This is a genomic window from Microbacterium sp. KNMS (genome assembly GCF_053851835.1).
Genome location: NZ_JBSQBP010000019.1, coordinates 33,501 through 51,719, shown reverse-complemented (window position 1 = coordinate 51,719; position 18,219 = coordinate 33,501). Strand labels below are relative to the sequence as shown.

Here is an 18,219-nt window from a genome sequence, read left to right as displayed (position 1 = left end):
GACCGTCAGCGGCGGGTCGACGCGGTGACCGTGAAGCGGGTGCTGCGGCCGACCTGGCGCGTGGGGCCGACGATGCGCTCGAGCGCTGGCCGGTACGCGAGGTGCGAGTTCCACACGCACCAGAGCTCGCCGCCCGGCCGCAGCACGCGCGCGGCGTCGGTGAAGAGGCGCGGTGCGATCGCGTCGGTCACGGCGGCTCCGGAGTGGAACGGCGGGTTGAGGATGACGAGGTCGGCCGAGGCGTCTGCACGCGAGCCGAGGCCGTCGTCCTGCACGACCGCGATGCGGTCGGCGCCGTTCGCGGCCGCGGTCGCGCGGGCGGACGCGACCGCGGCCGCCGACTGGTCGCTCGCGACGACCGCGGCATCGGGATGCGCGAGCGCGTACGCGGTCGCGAGCACGCCCGTCCCGCAGCCGAGGTCGATCGCGTCGCGGACGGCGGGCATGTCGGGGAGGAAGCCGAGCAGGAACCGCGTGCCGATGTCCACGGAGGCCCCCGCGAAGGCCGCGCCGTGCGCGCACACCGTGATGCCGACGTCGTCGTGGCGGACGCAGCGCGGCCAGCCGTCCGATCGCCGCGGATCGGGGCCGGCCGCGTGCAGGACGCGGCTCTTGCTCGCCGCCCTGCTCGCCCTCACCTCGCGGAAGTGCCGCGCGAGCACGTCGTTCATGCCGAGCGTCATGTGCTTGATGCGCCCTCCCGCGACGACGCGCACGTCGGGCGCGGCGTGCGCCGCGATGAGCCCTGCGATCTCGTCGAGGGCGTCCAGGGCGCGCGGCAGCTGCACGAGGACGACCCGCGCGTCGCGCACGAGGTCGGCGTCGAGCGCGTGCATCGCGAGGGGTGCGAGGTCGATGTCGAGCGCCCGGGCGTTGCGCTCGAGCGCGCGGCGGCCCGTGATCGCGTCCTGGTGCAGGCGGATGGCCCTGGTCGGGTGCGCGCGCAGCAGCGGGAGCGACAGCCCGCCGTATCGGTCGCCGATGACGACGACGGGCGCGTCGCCCGCATCGGCCTCGGACAGGATGAGGCGATCGCTCGCGTCTGCCGCGACGAGGTCGTGCGCCTCGACGTCGGGGGCGCGGCGCAGCCGCGGCGCGATCGCGTCGAACGCCTCGAGCGCGTTCACGAGGCCACGCGATCGCCGACGCGCTGGCCGACGACCGCCGAGACGCCGTCCTGGCGCATCGACACGCCGTAGAGCGCGTCGGCGATCTCCATGGTGCGCTTCTGGTGCGTGATGACGAGCAGCTGGCTCGAGGCGCGCAGCTGCTCGAAGACGCCGAGCAGCCGGCCCAGATTCGCGTCGTCGAGCGCGGCCTCGACCTCGTCGAGGATGTAGAACGGGCTGGGGCGCGCCTTGAAGATCGCGGTGAGGAGCGCGACCGCCGCGAGCGACCGCTCGCCGCCCGACAGCAGGGACAGCCGCTCGATCTTCTTCCCGACGGGCCGCACGGTGACCTCGATGCCGGTCGTGAGCATGTCGTCGGGGTTCGTGAGCGAGATGCTGCCGGTGCCGCCCGGGAAGAGGATCGGGAACACCTCCTGGAACGCCGCTCGGGTGTCCTCGAAGGCCGCGGCGAAGATCGTCTGCATGCGCTCGTCGAGATCGGCGATGATCGTCATGAGGTCCTTGCGGGTCTGGACGAGATCGTCGAGCTGCTCGGTGAGGAAGCGGTGCCGCTGCTCGAGTGCGGCGAACTCCTCGAGCGCGAGCGGATTGACGCGCCCCAGCTGCGACAGCTTCCGCTCGGCCTCACGGAGGCGGCGCTCCTGCATGCGCCGGTCGTAGGGGATGGTCGAGGGCGCGTCGTCGACGTCGTCTCCCGTCGCGGCGCCGAGATCCCCGATGTCGCGCGGCACGGGCTGGTCGGGGCCGTACTCCGCGACGAGGATCTCCTCGGAGAGGCCGAGCTCGCTCGCGACGCGCTCGAGGAGGCTCGTGAGGTGGAGCTTCTTCTCGTGGATCTGGAGCTCGATGCCGTGCACGCTCTCGGTGAGTCCCGAGAGCCGCTCGCGCAGGCGCCCCTCCTGCTGGCGCAGGTCGCGCAGCTCGGCCGTGACGGCCGAGCGGGCGCTCTCGGCCTCGGCGAGGGCGAGGCGGGCCTCGGCCGCTGAGCGGTCCACGGAGTCGAGCACCCTCGGGAGCTCGGCGGTCACGCCCTCCGCGACCTCGCGCTGGGCGCGCCGGATGACCGCTCGCCGCGCGGCCTGCTCGGCGGCCGCCTGCTCGCGCTCGCGCTGCCGCTCGAGCTCGACGGCGCGCGCCTCCGCCGCGCGCACCCGCTCGCGGAGGGTCTCCACCTCGAGGCGAGCGGCCATCTCGCGCTCGCGCGCGGCCTCCACCGAGGCGAGCAGGCCGTCCCGCGCCGAGGCGTCGAGGATGGGGCGGGGCTCCTCGAGGGCGCGCTCGAGCTCCGCGGCGGCCGCTGCGGCCTTCGCCTCGGCGTCGGACACGGCCCCGGCCGCCTGCGCGAGACCCGCCTCGAGGCGCTCGCACTCCGCGATCGCGGCCTCGTGGCGCACGGTCACCCGGTTCACGTGCTCGGCGTGCTGAGCGAGCTGGGCGTCGTGCTCGCGGAGCTCCTGGAGCCGCTCGCGCGTCGCGCGCCGCGCCGCCTGGAGGCGCTCCGCCGCCTCCTCGCGTCGCGGTCCGAGGTCATCGAGCGTGCGCTGCACCTCGGCGAGTCGTTCGGACGCGGCGTCGCGCTCGGCCTGGAGCTCGAGGCGCGAGCGGCTGCCGCCGGAGCCGGCGCGCAGGGTGCGCGCCGTGCACACCTCGCCGGCGCGTGTCACGACCGTGATGCCGAGATCATCCGAGCCGGCGGTCGCGAGCACCTCCCGCGCCGCGTCGAGGTCATCGACGATGACGACGCGGGCGAGCAGCCCGAGGACGCCGTCCGGCGCCGTCACGACCGCGTGCGCGGGCGTCGCGCCCCGCGGCGCGGCGACGGGGTCGCCGGCTCGGCCGCCCGCGATCACGATGTCCACGACGCCGACATCGACCGCGTCGCGCGCGGCCTGGAAGGCGGCCTCCTCGTCGTCGACGAGCATGCCCTCCGCGAGCGGTCCGAGCACAGCGGCGACGGCGGCCTCGTACCCGCCCGCGACGTGCACGCTCTCGCCGACGAGCCCGCGCACGCCGGCGCCGCCGCGGGCGATCAGCTCGGCGGCCCCGCCCTGCACGTCGAGCGCGCTGCCCAGCGCCGACACCTTCGCCGTGAGCGCGTCCGCCTCGCGCTCTGCCGCACGATGCGCCTCGCGGAGCTCCTCCACGGCGGCCTCCGCCTCGGCCGCCTCGCGCTGCGCGTCCTCGTAGCGCGCCTGCAGGTCGGCTGCGGTGCCCTCGGCGACGGCGATGTCCTCGAGCGCCTCGAACGCCTCCGCCGCCTCGCGCCGGCGCTGCTCCGCCGCGTCGAGCGCGTTCTGCTGCCGCAGCACGCCGCCGCGCACCGCCGCGAGGGTCTGCTGCGCCGCCTCGGCGGCTCCCCGCAGCGTCGTGATCCGCATGTCGTGCGCCGACACGAGCGCGCTCTGCTCGGCGATCTCGACGTCGAGCGCATCCAGCTCGGCCCGCGCGGCGGCGACCTGGCGGGTGGCCTCCTGCGCCGCGTCCTGTGCGGCGCCGACGCCGTCGGCGATCTCCACGATCTCGGCGCGGGCGTCGTCGATGTCGCCGCGGCTCACCGTGACCTTCGCGTCCGCGTCGTCGTCCCGCTCGCCCAGGAGCGCGAGACGCTGGTTCGCGAGGGTGTAGAGGCCGCGCAGACGCTCCTGCACCTGCTCGAGGCCGAAGAGGATGCGACGCGCCTCATCCACCGCCTCGGCGTTCTGCTCCCGCTCGAGCGCGGCGATCCGGGCCTTCGCGGCGTCGGCCTGCTCCTGCAGCGCGAGGCGCTCGGTGTGGCGCTCGTGCTCGTCCCTGGCGTGATCGGCGAGCGCGTGCCGCAGCTGCACGACGTCGTCGGCGTACAGGCGCGCCTTCGCGTCGCGCACGACCGCCGCGATCGTCTGCGCCTCCCGGGCGATCTCGGCCTGGCGGCCGAGCGGCTTGAGCTGTCGGCGGATCTCCCCCGCGAGATCGCTCAGACGCGTGAGGTTCTGCTCCATGGCCTCGAGCTTGCGGACCGTCTTCTCCTTGCGGCGACGGTGCTTGAGGATGCCGGCCGCCTCCTCGACGAAGCCGCGGCGCTCCTCCGGCGAGGCCTGGAGCACGGTGTCGAGGCGTCCCTGTCCCACGATCACGTGCATCTCGCGGCCGAGTCCGGAGTCGCTCAGGAGCTCCTGGACGTCGAGGAGCCGACAGGACTCGCCGTTGATCGCGTACTCGCTCTGGCCGCTGCGGAACAGCGTGCGGCTGATCGTGACCTCGCTGTACTCGATCGGGAGCGCCCCGTCCGAGTTGTCGATCGTGAGCTGCACCTCGGCGCGGCCGAGAGGGCCGCGGGTCGCGGTGCCGGCGAAGATGACGTCCTCCATCTTGCCGCCGCGGAGGGTCTTGGCGCCCTGCTCGCCCATCACCCACGCGAGCGCGTCGACGACGTTCGACTTCCCGGAGCCGTTGGGCCCGACGATCGCCGTGACCCCCGGCTCGAGCGCGAACGTCGTGGGCTGAGCGAACGACTTGAAGCCCTTGAGCGTGAGGCTCTTCAAGTGCATCCGCGCGGCTCCCTTCCCTGTCGTCGCCCTGGAAAATCAGGTCTCACGGTACCGGACGGCCCCTGTGCGGGACGCGATGCGCTGCGGCTCGGCGCGACGAATCCTGGGAATCCGCTTGACGCGGCCCGCGCCGTCTGCGTAACGTGTGTGATCGCACGATCACCTCTGGGCGCTCCGCCCAGCGAACCGGCACGAGAGGAGGAAGCCGACATGGATATCACCACGAACCCAGGTGCAGCGCGCATCGCGCTCTCGGCTTCCGTCCCCGTCGGCTTCGCTCGACGTCAGGTCGCAGGGATCGTCGCAGGCGGACTCCGCCGCGCAGGCCGACTCTCCTAGCGAGAGGTCTGCCCTGAGCCCGCACGCGCGGCTCATCCGCCCCTGAGACCAGGCGACAGCCGTCTCTCCGCGCCGCCTCCGGCGTCCGCCTCCGAGCGCCACCCGGGCCGCTTCCCGCCCCGCGCTCCGCACCCGTCCCCGGCATCGCCCGGGGTCGTCTCCCCGTTCCCATCCGGAACATCTCTCTCCCACGAAGGAATCACCGTGAACACGATTCACCTGTCCCCGTCCGCCCATCCCCCGCAACCGAGCGGCATGCCGCGCGCGCTCTCGGCCATCCCCGAGCGCACGCCGCGCACCTCGGCAGCCGACCGGATCGCGATGCGCATCGGCCTGTGGCTGCTCCTGTGGAGCACCCGCCCGTCCGAGACGCCCGAGCAGACGCGCGCGCGGTACGAGCGTCAGCGCCTGGCGGCCGCCGCGCGCGCCGAGCACGAGGCGCAGATCCAGCGGATCACCCTCGTGTACGGCCTGGGCGGCATGCGATGAGCGCCCGCACGACCGCTGCGCACCCGACGCCCCGCGGAGCCTCCCACTCCGCGGGGCGCCGGCCCGCGGCCCGCTCGGCGGGTCGCCCCTCGATCGCGTTCGCGCCGATGCACCTTCCCGGATCGGTCGAGTCGCCCGACGCGGGCGAGTTCCTGGCGTTCACGGGCGCCGCGAACGCGATGTGGCGCAGCGACTCGGGCACCGATCTGTTCCGCGAGGACCCGGCGGAGTGGCTCGTCGGCCTCCGCGAGACGACCTACGTCGACAAGTCCGGCATCGTCGCGCGACGCGGCGAGGAGATCGTCGGCTTCGCGGGGCTCGCGTGCCCGCGCGCTGCGAAGCGCACGGCGCACGTCGACATCGTGATCCACCCCGATCGCAGAGACGACGAGGCCGACGCCCTGCTCGCCGAGATCGAGCGCCGCGCGCGCGAGCGCGGGCGCACGTCGCTGCGGGCCTTCGCGTTCGCCTCCGCCGACGCGGGCGGAGACCGGCTCCCCTCTCCCACCGGATCCGGATCCCTCCCGCGCGATGCCTGGCAAACGCGCTTCCTCGTGCGCAACGGCTACGCGCTCGGCCAGGTCGAGCGGGCGAGCGTCTTCGACCTGCAGGGCTCGTTCGAGGCCGTCGACCGGCTTCTCGAGGCCGCGGTCGCGAAGGCGGGCCCCGACTACCGGGTCGCGTGGTGGCGGACGCCGACGCCCGAGGAGCACATCGAGGGCTACGCGGCCGCCATCTCGCGGCTGGACGAGGACGCCCCGAGCGGAGAGCTGCCCGTGGAGGCCGACCCCTGGGACGCGCAGCGCATCCGCGATCGGGAGGACCTCAAGCGCCGCGCCGGGCAGACGATGGCCGTGACGGTCGTCATCCACGAGCCGACGGGGCAGGTCGCGGCTTACAACGAGCTCGTGATCGGCGCCGATCGGACCGCCCCCACCGAGAACTACGGGACGCTCGTCATGCCCGAGCACCGTGGTCGCCGCCTCGGCACGATCGTCAAGTGCGTCGGCCTGCGCCGCTGGCGCGAGCTCGTCCCGACCTCCCCCGTCGTCCGGACGTTCAACGCCGAGGAGAACCGCTACATGCTCGACGTGAACGAGGCCGTGGGCTTCCGCCCCGCCGCGTACACGGGCGAGTGGACCAAGGAGCTGACATGACGCTGCGCATCGACCGCCTGACGGCCCCCGAGAGCCTCGACGCGCCCGACGCGACCGACTTCCTCGAGTTCGTCCGCCTCGGCAACGCCGCGTGGCGGCGCGACTCGGGCACCGACCTCCACGACGACGACCCGGCCGACGTGCTGAGCCGCTGGCAGGAGCAGACCTACCACGTGATCACGCCGCTCGTCGCGCGCGAGGGCGACCGCATCGTCGCAGCGGGCGCGCTCGACGCCGAGCGCTCGAAGCAGCGCACCGCCGAGATCGACGTCGAGGTCGCCGACGGGCACGACGCGGCAGCGGACGCGCTCCTCTCGGCGCTCGAGGAGATCGCGGCGGCGCAGGGGCGCTCCGTCCTCCAGGGGTGGACCATCCACCGCGCCGGCGTCGAAGGGGAGCAACTCGTCCCGCCGACGGGTGCCGGCGCCATCCCCGCCGAGGACGCGTCCGCGCAGCGCATGCTGCGCGCGGGATTCGCGCTCAGCCAGGTCGAGCGCAACAGCGTCTTCGATCTGCAGGGGCCCTACGATGCGGTCGATCGCCTGCTCGAGGCGGCGCTCGAGAAGGCCGGGCCGGAGTACCGGGTGGTGTGGTGGACTGGCGCGACCCCCGACGAGCACGCCGAGGGCTACGCCCGCGCCATCGCGCGGATGAGCACCGACGTGCCCGCGGGCGAGATGGTCACCGAGGAGTCGGCGTGGGACGCCGAGCGGGTCCGGGTGCGTGACGCGCGCCTCGCCGCGGCCGGGCAGCTTCTGGGCGTCACGCTTGTCGTGCACGCGCCCACGGGCGAGGTCGCGGCGTTCAACGAGCTGCAGATCGGCGCCGACCGCACCCGGCCGACGTCCCAGTGGGGAACACTCGTCATGCCCGAGCACCGCGGGCGTCGCCTCGGCGCGATCGTGAAGTGCGTGGGGCTGCGGCGCTGGCACGAGGCCGTTCCGGAGTCGCCGTGCGTGTCGACGTTCAACGCGGAGGAGAACCGGTTCATGCTCGACGTCAACGAGGCGGTCGGGTTCCGTCCCGCGTCCTACGCGGCGGCCTGGGAGAAGACGCTCTCGTGACGCGGATGGCCCGGGTGCGCGCCCGGGCCATCCGCTCGCGGGTAGCGTGGTCAGGTGCGCTACACGGTCATCGGAGGCGGCGTCGGCTGCGCCCGCTTCGTGAAGGGTCTCCGCGAGCACGTCCGGCGGACGGGCGGCGACGACCGGATCGACGTCGTCGTCAACACGGCCGACGACTGGTGGGTGTCGGGGCTCCGGATCTCCCCCGATCACGACAGCCTGCTCTACGCGCTCGCCGGCGTGAACGACGCCGAGCGCGGCTGGGGCCGCGCCGGCGAGACCGAGCGCGTGGCCGCGGAGCTCGCCGCGTGGGGCGCCGCTCCCGAGTGGTTCACGCTGGGCGATCTCGACCTCGGCACCCACATCGCGCGGACGGCCTGGCTGCGCGAGGGCGCGAGCGTGTCCGAGGTCTTCCAGCGGCTCGCGCAGCGCTGGGATCTCGGCGTGCGGCTTCATCCCGCGACCGACAGCGAGATCGACACGCACGTGCGCACGGAGGGTGGCCGCCGGATGCACTTCCAGGAGTGGTGGGTCCGGCACCGCGCCGGCCTCCCGGCGGTCGGGTTCGAGCAGGCCGGGATCGCCGCGGCGGTGCCGACCGCGGGAGCGCTCGAGGCGATCGCCGAGGCGGATGCCATCCTCCTCGCGCCGTCGAACCCGGTCGTGTCGATCGGCCCCGTGCTCGCGGTCCCCGGGATGCGCGACGCGGTGCGCGCGGCGCGAGCTCCCGTCGTCGGGGTGTCCGGGATCATCGCGGGCGCCGTCGTGCGCGGCATGGCCGATGCCTGCCTCGCGGCGATCGGGGTCGACACGTCGGCCGGGGCGGTCGCGCGTCACTACGGCCCGCGCACCGACGGAGGCCTGCTCGACGGCTGGCTCGTCGACACATCCGACGCCGCTGAGGTCGCGCCGCTCGAGCGTGCGGGGATCGCCGCGCGAGCCGTGCCCCTGTGGCTGCGCGACGCCGACTCGTCGGCGCAGGTCGCCGCGGACGCCCTCGCGCTCGCGGCGGCGGTCGGACGCTGAGTCAGTGGACGCGCCGCGGTCGCACGCCGAGCTCGAGGGCCTCCGTGCCGAGGCGGAGAGCCTGCGCCGACGGCTTGTTGAGCAGCTGCGAGATCGCCGACGGCGACACCCCCTCGATGCGGGCGATCTCCTTCTGCGGGTACCCGCACCACTGCAGGAAGACGGCACGGCGTCCGCGCGGCGAGATGTCGGCGATGAGGCTGTCGCGCGCGACGAGGTAGGCGTTGATCGGCCCCTCCATCGCGCGATCGTGCGCAGACGAGTCGGGGTCGACGAGGAACCACGAGCGCACGGCGGACAGCTGCGACCGCTCGATCTCGTGCGCCCGGTTGACGGCGTCGCGTGCCGCCCACCATCCTGGGCCGTCCTGGATGCGGTCGGCGAGCTTCGACTCGACGGTGACGATGCCCCCGAGCCCGATGCCGAACCGGCAGCCGACGTTGTCGGGCAGCGCGAGCTGCAGGTAGAGCGTCGACAGCAGGGCGTCGTCGATCGTGCGGAAGGCGGCCTGGAACTCGTCTCCCACGGTCGGGTACCACTTCTGCAGCGCCCAGGGGTATGTTCGATCCACCTCGACGGCCGCATTCTCGATCTCGCGCTGCACGGCGTCTCTCGACGTCGATGCGCGCGAGGAGATGATGTCCGCGATCACTGCCACCGCCATCCGTGAAGCATATCACTGAACCAGAGCCAAAATTAAGCAGATTTGCTTAATTCGGCGAGGTGTTCAGCGATATGCTTCACCGGTCAGCGCCGCCGCTAGGTCCCGCCGTTCACGGATCGCGCCATCTCGAGCAGCTCGAACACGTCGACGTGGGTGCCGACGATCCCCTCGTCATGCAGGTGCGAGCTGTCCGGCCGGACGGCGACTCCGCTCGCGAGGAGGTGGATCTGCTCTGCCGGATCCGGCAGGTGGCGCAGCCCAGACACGATGAGCCGGGTGACGTTCGCCCGGTCTCGGCCCTCGTAGGCGGACCCCCAGGCGCGCGTCCCGATGACCTCGGACGGATCGGGCCGCTCGTGGAACGTGCGCTCGTACAACTCGATGTGCGGGTGCTTGTTCGGCCCGTCCACCAGATGGATGTGCCCGACCACCCAACGGCCGCGCAGCCTGATCGCGAGGAGGTCCCCGCCGCGGGTGAACGTGATGGTCTCCCGTGTGGTCGGCTTCCGAGTGAGCGCGACCGGCGAGGAGCGCAGCAGCGCGATCATGTCGTCCGTGCGGTGCAGGAAGTCATCCCCCAGCCACACGGCGTCGTTCAGCGCGTGGATCCCGTCGATCGCCAGCTCGGTGAGCTCGTGATCGCCCAGCCCCACTTCGTGCAATGAGGTGGCGATGGCGATCGCGGCCTTGTAGGCGTTCATCCGATCGCTCTCAGGTGCGCACGGCTGGCGGGCCGCGTCGAGCGCGAAGTGCCAGCGCTCCTTGACGGCCGGCACGACGTCTGCGTGCTGAGCGCCCTCCAGTCCCTGGTGCCTCGCAGCGAAGAAGCTCTTCTGCGCCAGGATCCGAACCTCGTCCCGCGCCGTCGGCGCGACCGCGCCCGCCGCGAGCCTGTCGAGGATCTGCTGATGACGCACGAGGCCAGCATAGGCCCGCCGTTCTGAGGCCGCCGGGATCGTCGATCGCCCGCACAAGACTGCTAGCGTTTCCGCTGGCACCTCGGGCAGTAGTGACTCGAGCGGTTCATGAACGCCTCGCGGCGGATCGCTCCGCCGCAGCGCGGGCAGGGCTGGCCATGCCGCCCGTAGGCGTTGAGGCTGTGCGCGAAGTAGCCCAACTGCCGCAGTAATGGACACTCATGCGGCAGCAAGGGCCGAGTGGTCGATCTCGCAGGCTGAGTCGCCATAATGCCAGATCAAGCCTGTTAATCGCAGGCAGAGCTGCACGAATCAACGACTACGCGCATTCTTGAACACGGCCGCGACGCGCGCCTTCTGCTCCGCAGTGAGCGGAGGAGCAGACGCGTCGATCGCTGCAATGTAGCGTTCGGTTTCCTCAGTCGAGAAGTGCGCATCCAAGTCTTCCGCGCGGATCAAGTGCTTTCGAACACGACCGCGCCGCCCCACGACGAAGGCCAGTTCCGACGCCAGCGCGCCCGTCTGAACGAGGTGGTAGATCGTGTTGGGACTGCACCCTTGCCGGTCGGCCGCTTCAAGGATGCCAATGCGCTCGCGATCTTCGGGCATGACTACTCTCCTTCCCCGGCCCCTCGGCTCACCTCTGGCGACATAGCACATGTGACTCATAGTCCGTGGACGTTTAGTCAACTTAAACACGATCGTTGGAGAGTGACCACCCTCGCGCATCGAATCGCTTTTGGCGAGCACGTGCGCGATCTGCGCCGTTCGCGCGGATGTGCGTCGCAGGAGGCCTTCGCGCATCACGCCGGGCTCGACCGGACCTACATCAGCTCCATCGAGCGCGGCCGCCGGAACCCGACGCTGGACGTCATTGTGAAGCTGGCCCACGCACTGGAGGTCCGACCCGCGGATCTGCTTGCGACGGTTGAGTAGCGAGCAATGCACAGCATCTCTGACCTCGAGGACCTCGTGCACCGCGTGCGCGCAGCGATCCGCACCATCGACGCGGAACCGAGCCGAAACCGCAAGACAATCTTCCCGTCGATGTGGTGCGAGTACGCATCCATCGTCATCGCGGAGATCCTGGAGCGGGATGATTCGGTCTCATGGACGTTCGTCGATGCAGGCCTGCCCGACGCGCCGAACGGGCATGCGTGGCTCGAGCTACGGAACGATGATGGCACTCGTCTCCTCACGATCGACGCCACTCTCGATCAGTTCCCTTGGAGCGGCGACGGTCCACATGTCGGCACGGAGCAGACGCCAGCCGCACGAGTCTTCACGACGAGACGATACGAGGGCCCATGGGAAGGCTGGGGCGTGCTGACGTTCGACCCCTCTTACCGCAAGTACGCGGAGGACTTCGCAGCTCAGGCTGGTCTGTGATCGCATGCGCCAAGCTCCCCAGCATCCATGACGACGGGTCCCGCGAGGGCAGCACAGCATGGTGTCCTTTTTTAGGTTCTGAACAGGCATTGTCTATCGCGTTCGCGTAGACTTGACCCAAGGCCATTGACTGGCGCACTACAACTGAACAGGCGGGGTTCTCTTGACCTCAGTGGCACAGCGCATCGCGCAATACAACAGAGAAGTCGGCCAGCCGCGCGGTGGGCTGGTAAGCCCCGAGCTGCTGACCGTGACACAGCTCGACGACGGATACGGTGAACTGGACTCCACGGTGGAGAACATCCGCAACGTCGGGCCGCTGGTCCACTACCTCAGCCGCCTGACTGGTGTGCTCGTCGCCTCGCAAGTAGAGGCGAGAGAGGCTGCGGAGTCGATCTTCAGGGCATCGCTCGCCGGCGCGGGGCGGCTCCGCGACGCGGGCCTGTTTCCCGAAGCGCATGATGATGCACTCAAGTCATTGCGAGACCTCAGTCTGTCGACGTACGCAGACGGTGTCGCTTCGTTCGAGCTGGACGAATGTGCCGTGCGCGCTGCGTGCCGGCTCGCGTCCTACGAGGTCGCCCAGCACGCAGGCGTCACCTGGTACGACCCAGCAGATATTGATCGCTCCCCCGACGCGAAGACGCTTACGAACATCATCATGATGACGGAGAGGACCCACGACTTTCTCCGAGAGCATGGCCCGGCCACTGCAGTCGAGTTCTCATTCGCCAGCGGATATGAAGAGGATGAGGAGGCAGACGGATATCTGATCGCCCTCGACGCCGGAGACGGGGACCTCATCACCGAGGAAGCGGTATGGGACTACAAGGCCCGAAGCTCGCCTCCAAGCAAGGACCATCTGTTGAAGCTGCTGGTGCACTACCTGATGGGCAAGGATTCAGGACTCCCCCGGTTCCGGACCCAGACTCACCTCGGGATCTTCAACCCACGGCTGAACGCGGTGTACCAGCTGGCGGTCGACGACATTCCGGCGCACGTGATCAAGACTGTGCGGCGAGACGTCATCGGATCAGGAAGGATCGAACCATGAGCCTGACGCGTGAACTGCGCGACGCGGGATCCCCGATCCGCGCGTACCTCGACGGGATCTCGCCCGTTGTGGCTGCCACGCGTGGGAGCAGCAGTACCGCGCGGCAGGCAGCTGCCACCCTTGGCCTTGTCGACTTGGCCGGGAAGCCGTTGCTCGTGCCCGCCGGCGATGCAGTGGATGGGCGCGTATCGGGAACGGCGTTCGACATCCGGGCGAGAATCGAGCTCGGCGGTTTCGACCCAGCCGCTTCGACATCCGCCGCCGGCGTCGACGCGCTGCCAGGCGCTGCGTCACTGGTCGAGAACGGCAAGCATCGGGCGGCGGTTCTCAGCGAGGCGTTCCGCATCGGCGAGGAACTGCTCAAGGAGCCTGCGGAGGCTTCCGAGCTGACGCGGGCCTCGGTCCTCTTCGCGTACTGCGAGCAGGTCTACAGGGGCGGTCCGGAGGCGCTGTCTGGAGCCCTCGGAGCCGCCTGCGACGACGTGGAGGACGGACTGAGCCTGGCGCAGGCGATTCCCGACGCCGCGCTCGAGGACGTTGAGGCTCTGTTGGAAGCGGGTCGTCCGCAGATCGATGCCTGGAGCGAGCGCATCGCGGCCGGAACGCGCTTCGAGCCGAACCCGGGCTTCAGCGGTGCGAGGCTCCTGGGCGGGGCCGACGGCGACTGGATGATCGGCGAGACACTCATCGACTGCAAGGTGTACGGCGGGCTGAGCGTCGTCAAGCTGCGCGACTTCCTCCGTCAGCTCATCGGATACGTCATGCTGGACCTCGAGGACGCGCTGGGGATCCGCGAAGTCGGCGTCTGGCTGCCGCGGCAGCAGGAGCTGAAGACCTGGTCGCTCGGGCAGCTGCTCGGCGGCGATCCCGAGACGCTCCTGCCGAAACTGCGCGAGGGCTTCGTCGGCGCGACCGCGCGCAATCAGATCGCCGTGCACGTTCCTGTGTCGGAGCGCCGCAAGCTACAGCTCCTCGCCGACAACCGTCACACCCCGCACGCCATGCTCATGGCGCTCGCGGCGGGCGACGACAAGGACTTGCGCTTCAGGGTAGGACGCAACGCCTCGTCTCCGGCGGACGTGGTGAAGCGGCTCGCGCAAGACCACTACGCCCGCGTCCGCGAAGGCGTCGCCATGAACACGGCAGCGCCAGCCGAGGTGCTGCAGCTCCTCGCAGAGGACAGCAGCGTAACAGTGCGCCGCGCGGTGGCGGCGAACCCGTCATCGGGCACCGCATCGGCGCAGCAACAGCCGCAGATCTCAGGGCGCATTGATGGTGCGGCGACGATCGAATCCGGGAAGGGCGAGATCGTTCCGTTCGACGAGCGCCCGTCCTCAGAGGTCGACGCGCGCCGCATCGAGATCAACCAGAAACGCGACCCCGAGGGAACTCCAGGGGTTGCACTCGGCTCGATATTGATGGCGATGCTGGACGGGCTCGGCGATCGAGCGCTCGACAGCTGCCTGCCTGAGGCCAGTGGGATCTGGTCCCGGAGGTCCGACAGACCCCTCCGCCTCCCGGCGGCGGCGTCGCAGGGCCTCCCCATCGAGATCGTCGCGGACCTGATGTCGAGCCAGCGACCGGCTTATGTGCGCCGGATCGCGGCGAGGATGCTTCCCATCGCGAACACGGACGTCCGCCGGGCGCTCTTCGCGGATGAGGACCCTGAAATCCGTTTGGACGCGCTCAAACGATCAATGGGCGATCCCGACCCGCTGCTCGGCGAAGTCCTCGCGGAGTTCACCGCCTCTCGTTCGGCACGGATCGAGTTCGCCACGGCAGGGCTCGAGCCGCACGAGCGCTGGCAGACGCCGACCGATTACAGCGACCAGGTCGCGCGGCTCATCGCGCGCCACCCTGCGACCCCGAGCGAGGCGTTGGCAGGTCTGGTCGCCGAGAAGTCGCCCGAAGTGCTGCTCGCACTGGCAGGAAATCCCTCGCTCAGCGCTGGGTCGCTGGAGTCGCTGACGAACAAGATGGCGAGCATGCGGACCGAGGCCGCGCGCGAGCTGTTCGCCGGATCCGATCGGACACCGGTCGCGGTACTCGAGGGGCTGTCGACGGAGAAGAGGAACTATCTCCGCGCCGCAGTGGCTGGCAATCCTTCCGCGCCGCTGCACGTCTTGTCTCGGCTGGCGAAGGACAGTTCGGTCGATGTCCGCCTGGCGGTCATGGCGAACTCCTGGGCACCCAGAGAGCTCGCCGCATCCATCGCGGAGGCGCTCCTGGCCTCTTCGAATGACCTCGCTCTGCACTCGGTCCTCGTCGAGGTCGAGCGAAGGCCGGACCTGGCTGTGCCCGATGGCCCGATGGAGGATGCGCTCGACCGCCTCTCGAAGAGCAGGATCCGCTATCCCGACCTCAGGGGGTATGCAGCGAGGCATCACCGCACAGGCATCAGTGCGCTGGAACGCCTTTCCAAGAGCAAGGACGCGGACGTGAGGATGGCTGTTTCGAGGAATCCGCGCACTCCGCTGAGCATCCTTGAAGCTCTGGCCAACGACAAGGAAGCCTCTGTTCGCCGAAGCGTTGCTCGCAACGAACTGCTCTCGCAGGACACGTTGAACATTCTCCTCCTTGACGACGATCTGGACGTCCGGATCGCGGCGTATCGAGATCCGACGGCAGATGCAGGAGACGACGACGCGCGCGAATCTCGATCGTTGGACGAGGTCATCGCAGCGCGGACTCCAACGCCGACAGTTGCAGAGCTGCAGGAAATGGCCGCGAACACGAGAGCCGAGGTGCGCATCCGCGTCGCATACAGCGAGCACGCGACGCCGGACATCCTGGCGTTTCTCGGAGGCGAGCGACGCAGCGCGAAAGTCCGGCGCGCTGTTGCGGCACACCCGACGACGCCACCGGAGATTCTCAGATCGCTGGCAGCGCGGGACGACGCGGACACGCTCATGTCCATAGCGTTCAACCCAGGCGCGCCGATCGACGTGCTGACTGACCTTGCCGGCCGAAGCGCCGAACTAGCGGTGCTGGTGGCGCTGAACCCGGACGCTCCGCTCGAGGTGCTTGATGCGCTGGCGCACGACTCGGACTTGTTCGTCAGGTTCCTCTCGGCCGCCCAGATAGAGCAACGACTGATAGAAGGCACACACGGAGAAACTTCCTCTAGCGTCGAAGCAATTCGACCACGGTGAAGATCATTCGAAGGAGGGAGCAGGAACTTCGCCCTTGTCTCGCCTGTCGCCGGGTGCCGATAACCTCGTGGCATGGCGCGACCACCCCGATGGCAGACGACGCTCGAGGCGAGCATGGAAGAGGCGTGCCTGGCGGTGAGGCTGTACAACGACCCTGCAGAGTCGCGCTCGTTCGAGGGCTTCGTGATCCACATGCACCTGGCATGGCTGTACCTGTTGCATGCCCAGTTCATTCGCGACGACGTGGACTTCCGCTACTGGGACCCCCAGTTCAAGAAGAGGCTGCTCAAGATCGACGGGGAGGCGAAGCGCTGGGAGCTCGAGCGCTCGATGAAGGAGCGCTGGCCCTCCGACGCCGATCCGGTGCGCGCGAACCTCTCCCTGTTCATCAAGCTGCGAAACCGTCTGGAGCACCGGCACGCGCACGCAGACGAGGCGCTGATGCTAAACCTCGCCGGCCACGCCCATGCGCTGCTCGTCAACTTCGAGACGGAGCTGACGGAGCAGTTCGGCGACCACCAGTCGCTGGCCATGCGCCTCAGGGTCCCGATCTTCGTCGGCACGTTCACGTCCGAAGGCGAGCAAGCGCTGAGGAAGTTCAAGAGCACGCTGCCGCAGGACATCAAGAGCTTCATGACGAGCTACGAAGCCGGCCTGGACGATTCGATCACGAGCGACTCGCGCTACGAGTTCAGGATCAGGGCGATCGTTGAGCTCGCGCCGAAGGACCCCGACGCGATCGCGATGCAGTTCACGAAGTATGACGACATGACGGAAGAGGAACGCGCGTTCGCCGAGGAGCTCGGACGTCGAGGCCAGGTGATCGTCCGCGACAGGAAGCAGAACGTCTCGGGCCTGGGCCGCGTGATGCCGGCGAACGCGGTGAAGGAGATCCAGGCAGCGATACCGTACGTATTCAACATGGCGCACTTCACGGGCTCCTGGAAGAAGGCGAAGATCCGCCCGCCCAACGGCGACGCCAATCCATCCCGGACGAACACGGACTTCTGCGAGTACGACGAACCCACGAAGACCTACAGGTACACGAAGGCCTGGGTTCAGCGCCTGATCAAGAAGTGCTCGACGCCAGAGGGCTTTCTAGAGATGACCGGGCGGGAGCCATGGCCGAAGCCCGCCAAAGCGTCCTCATCATGATCGAGTACCCCGCCGGCCACCAGCCCGACTTCTGGGAGCCGGACCCCGGCGTGGGCTCGCATCGCTTCGCGCTGGGCAGTGCGTCGAGAGCGAGCACGGGCGCGCCGCCCCTCATCGCGATCGGCATGAACCCCTCGCACGCGGCAGAGACCCAGGCCGACAGGACCGTGAACAGGCTCATCGAGGCCAGCGTGCGGCACGGATACTCGGGCTGGATCATGCTTAACCTGTACCCGGAGCGCTCGCCCAAGCCGACCCAGCTCTCGGCCTACGACGCCGGGCTGTCGGCGCTGAACTGCGCGGCGATCGAGCAAGTGCTGCTGAGGCACGGTGCGAGCGAGGTGCTCGGAGCGTGGGGCAACATGCCGCACCGGACGCTCAAGCGCGCGAAGCTCGACGTGCAGGCGCTGCTCGACCGGATGGGCGTGAAGGTGTTCACGTGGGACCCGCTGACGAAGCAGGGGAACCCTCGGCATCCGAGCCCGCCCGGTCGGCCGCTGCCGATGCTGGGGCCGAAGATCTACGTGAGCTGACGACGAGGGCCCTGTTCTACGCGTGCTCCATGAAACGGATCACGTCGTGGACGTAGAAGACGTGGCCTTCTCCGATCGCCCTTGGAGCCCGCCGCCGAGGCGTTGTCGCGCTACGATGGGACCACGACATCCCCCACGCCTCTCCACGATGCGCACATGGGGGATTTTCCTTGCGCGATCGCTTACGCGGGTCTTACGACGGCAACCGCGGGCCCGTTCAGCTCGCACGCTCCAAGTGCGGATATCCGAATGATTCGTGAGGCCTCGCGCATTCGGAGCAGCCACCTACACTGTCGCACACCGAAACGTGATGCAGCATTCGGACGGAGGCTTCGATCTCGCGCGCTTGACGCTCCAGGGCCGCCAGGCGGTGCGAGAGCAATGGCGCTCTGGCCTCGGCCGGACCGAAGAGCATCGTCGCGATCTCGTCGAGGCTGAGCCCGGCGGCCTTGCCGCACTGGACCAGCTCGATCTGCGAGTGGTGCTCCTCATGATACCGCCGGTGACCGGCTCCCGTCCGTTCGGGCCGGAGCGCGCCGACATCCTCCCAGTGGCGCAGCACGTGCTCCGGCACCCCGTGGCGCGCGGACGCCTCACCGATCGTCGATCCCGCCATGCGCCGC

General features: G+C 69.9%; 17 protein-coding genes and 1 pseudogene. 11 read left to right on the top strand and 7 right to left on the bottom strand.

Going from position 1 to position 18,219, the window contains the following annotated elements; genetic code table 11:
- Positions 1 to 5: 5 nt before the first annotated feature.
- Positions 6 to 1,127, bottom strand: coding sequence for a class I SAM-dependent methyltransferase (locus ACWXWW_RS12595; protein WP_455970144.1), 1,122 nt, complete (start codon positions 1,125 to 1,127; stop codon positions 6 to 8).
- Entirely contained in the window at positions 1,124 to 4,657 is a 3,534-nt protein-coding gene (gene smc, locus ACWXWW_RS12590) for a chromosome segregation protein SMC (RefSeq protein ID WP_455970143.1), read from the bottom strand. The genes ACWXWW_RS12595 and smc overlap by 4 nt, the downstream gene beginning before the upstream one ends.
- Positions 4,658 to 4,867: 210 nt before the next feature.
- On the opposite strand from smc, the gene ACWXWW_RS12585 reads away from it, so the two are divergent.
- The 5 genes from ACWXWW_RS12585 to cofD all read left to right on the top strand — a co-directional run bounded on the left by ACWXWW_RS12585 (position 4,868) and on the right by cofD (position 8,732).
- A complete protein-coding gene (locus ACWXWW_RS12585; RefSeq protein WP_282977588.1) occupies positions 4,868 to 4,996 on the top strand; it encodes a hypothetical protein in 129 nt (42 codons plus the stop codon).
- 204 nt (positions 4,997 to 5,200) lie between these two features.
- Entirely contained in the window at positions 5,201 to 5,485 is a 285-nt protein-coding gene (locus ACWXWW_RS12580; protein WP_282977586.1) for a hypothetical protein, read from the top strand.
- A complete protein-coding gene (locus tag ACWXWW_RS12575) occupies positions 5,482 to 6,642 on the top strand; it encodes a GNAT family N-acetyltransferase (protein WP_455970142.1) in 1,161 nt (386 codons plus the stop codon). Before ACWXWW_RS12580 ends, ACWXWW_RS12575 begins: the two co-directional genes overlap by 4 nt.
- Complete coding sequence (locus ACWXWW_RS12570) at positions 6,639 to 7,706, top strand: GNAT family N-acetyltransferase (protein WP_455970141.1); 1,068 nt, start codon at positions 6,639 to 6,641, stop codon at positions 7,704 to 7,706. The genes ACWXWW_RS12575 and ACWXWW_RS12570 overlap by 4 nt, the downstream gene beginning before the upstream one ends.
- Before the next feature lie 54 nt (positions 7,707 to 7,760).
- Positions 7,761 to 8,732: a 2-phospho-L-lactate transferase gene (gene cofD, locus ACWXWW_RS12565; RefSeq protein WP_455970140.1), complete on the top strand. Its 972-nt coding sequence runs from the start codon at positions 7,761 to 7,763 to the stop codon at positions 8,730 to 8,732.
- A 1-nt stretch (position 8,733) separates the two neighbouring features.
- Here cofD and ACWXWW_RS12560 read toward each other — a convergent pair whose 3' ends face one another.
- The 4 genes and pseudogenes from ACWXWW_RS12560 to ACWXWW_RS12545 all read right to left on the bottom strand — a co-directional run bounded on the left by ACWXWW_RS12560 (position 8,734) and on the right by ACWXWW_RS12545 (position 10,922).
- On the bottom strand, positions 8,734 to 9,396 hold the full coding sequence (locus tag ACWXWW_RS12560; RefSeq protein ID WP_271171689.1) for a SatD family protein: 663 nt from the start codon (positions 9,394 to 9,396) through the stop codon (positions 8,734 to 8,736).
- 95 nt (positions 9,397 to 9,491) lie between these two features.
- Positions 9,492 to 10,313 (bottom strand): hypothetical protein, encoded by an 822-nt coding sequence (locus tag ACWXWW_RS12555; RefSeq protein ID WP_455970139.1) that lies wholly within the window; start codon positions 10,311 to 10,313, stop codon positions 9,492 to 9,494.
- Positions 10,314 to 10,375: 62 nt separating this feature from the next.
- Positions 10,376 to 10,516 (bottom strand): annotated as a pseudogene (locus ACWXWW_RS12550) (zinc finger domain-containing protein); the annotation flags it as partial.
- A gap of 109 nt (positions 10,517 to 10,625) precedes the next feature.
- Complete coding sequence (locus tag ACWXWW_RS12545) at positions 10,626 to 10,922, bottom strand: hypothetical protein (protein ID WP_455970138.1); 297 nt, start codon at positions 10,920 to 10,922, stop codon at positions 10,626 to 10,628.
- Between the two features lie 102 nt (positions 10,923 to 11,024).
- Here ACWXWW_RS12545 and ACWXWW_RS12540 point away from each other — a divergent pair, with 102 nt between their 5' ends.
- The 6 genes from ACWXWW_RS12540 (at position 11,025) to ACWXWW_RS12515 (ending at position 17,596) form a co-directional block, all read left to right on the top strand.
- Positions 11,025 to 11,249, top strand: a complete 225-nt coding sequence (locus ACWXWW_RS12540) for a helix-turn-helix domain-containing protein (RefSeq protein WP_455970137.1) — start codon at positions 11,025 to 11,027, stop codon at positions 11,247 to 11,249.
- A gap of 6 nt (positions 11,250 to 11,255) precedes the next feature.
- Complete coding sequence (locus ACWXWW_RS12535; protein WP_455970136.1) at positions 11,256 to 11,702, top strand: hypothetical protein; 447 nt, start codon at positions 11,256 to 11,258, stop codon at positions 11,700 to 11,702.
- Between the two features lie 172 nt (positions 11,703 to 11,874).
- Positions 11,875 to 12,756: a hypothetical protein gene (locus ACWXWW_RS12530; RefSeq protein WP_455970135.1), complete on the top strand. Its 882-nt coding sequence runs from the start codon at positions 11,875 to 11,877 to the stop codon at positions 12,754 to 12,756.
- On the top strand, positions 12,753 to 15,908 hold the full coding sequence (locus ACWXWW_RS12525) for a hypothetical protein (RefSeq protein WP_455970134.1): 3,156 nt from the start codon (positions 12,753 to 12,755) through the stop codon (positions 15,906 to 15,908). Before ACWXWW_RS12530 ends, ACWXWW_RS12525 begins: the two co-directional genes overlap by 4 nt.
- Before the next feature lie 72 nt (positions 15,909 to 15,980).
- Entirely contained in the window at positions 15,981 to 17,063 is a 1,083-nt protein-coding gene (locus ACWXWW_RS12520; RefSeq protein WP_455970133.1) for a DUF3644 domain-containing protein, read from the top strand.
- Entirely contained in the window at positions 17,060 to 17,596 is a 537-nt protein-coding gene (locus ACWXWW_RS12515; RefSeq protein WP_455970132.1) for a DUF1643 domain-containing protein, read from the top strand. Before ACWXWW_RS12520 ends, ACWXWW_RS12515 begins: the two co-directional genes overlap by 4 nt.
- Positions 17,597 to 17,813: 217 nt before the next feature.
- Here the strand turns inward: ACWXWW_RS12515 and ACWXWW_RS12510 are convergent, their stop codons facing one another.
- A complete protein-coding gene (locus tag ACWXWW_RS12510; RefSeq protein WP_455970131.1) occupies positions 17,814 to 18,212 on the bottom strand; it encodes a MerR family transcriptional regulator in 399 nt (132 codons plus the stop codon).
- Between the last annotated feature and the right edge of the window lie 7 nt (positions 18,213 to 18,219).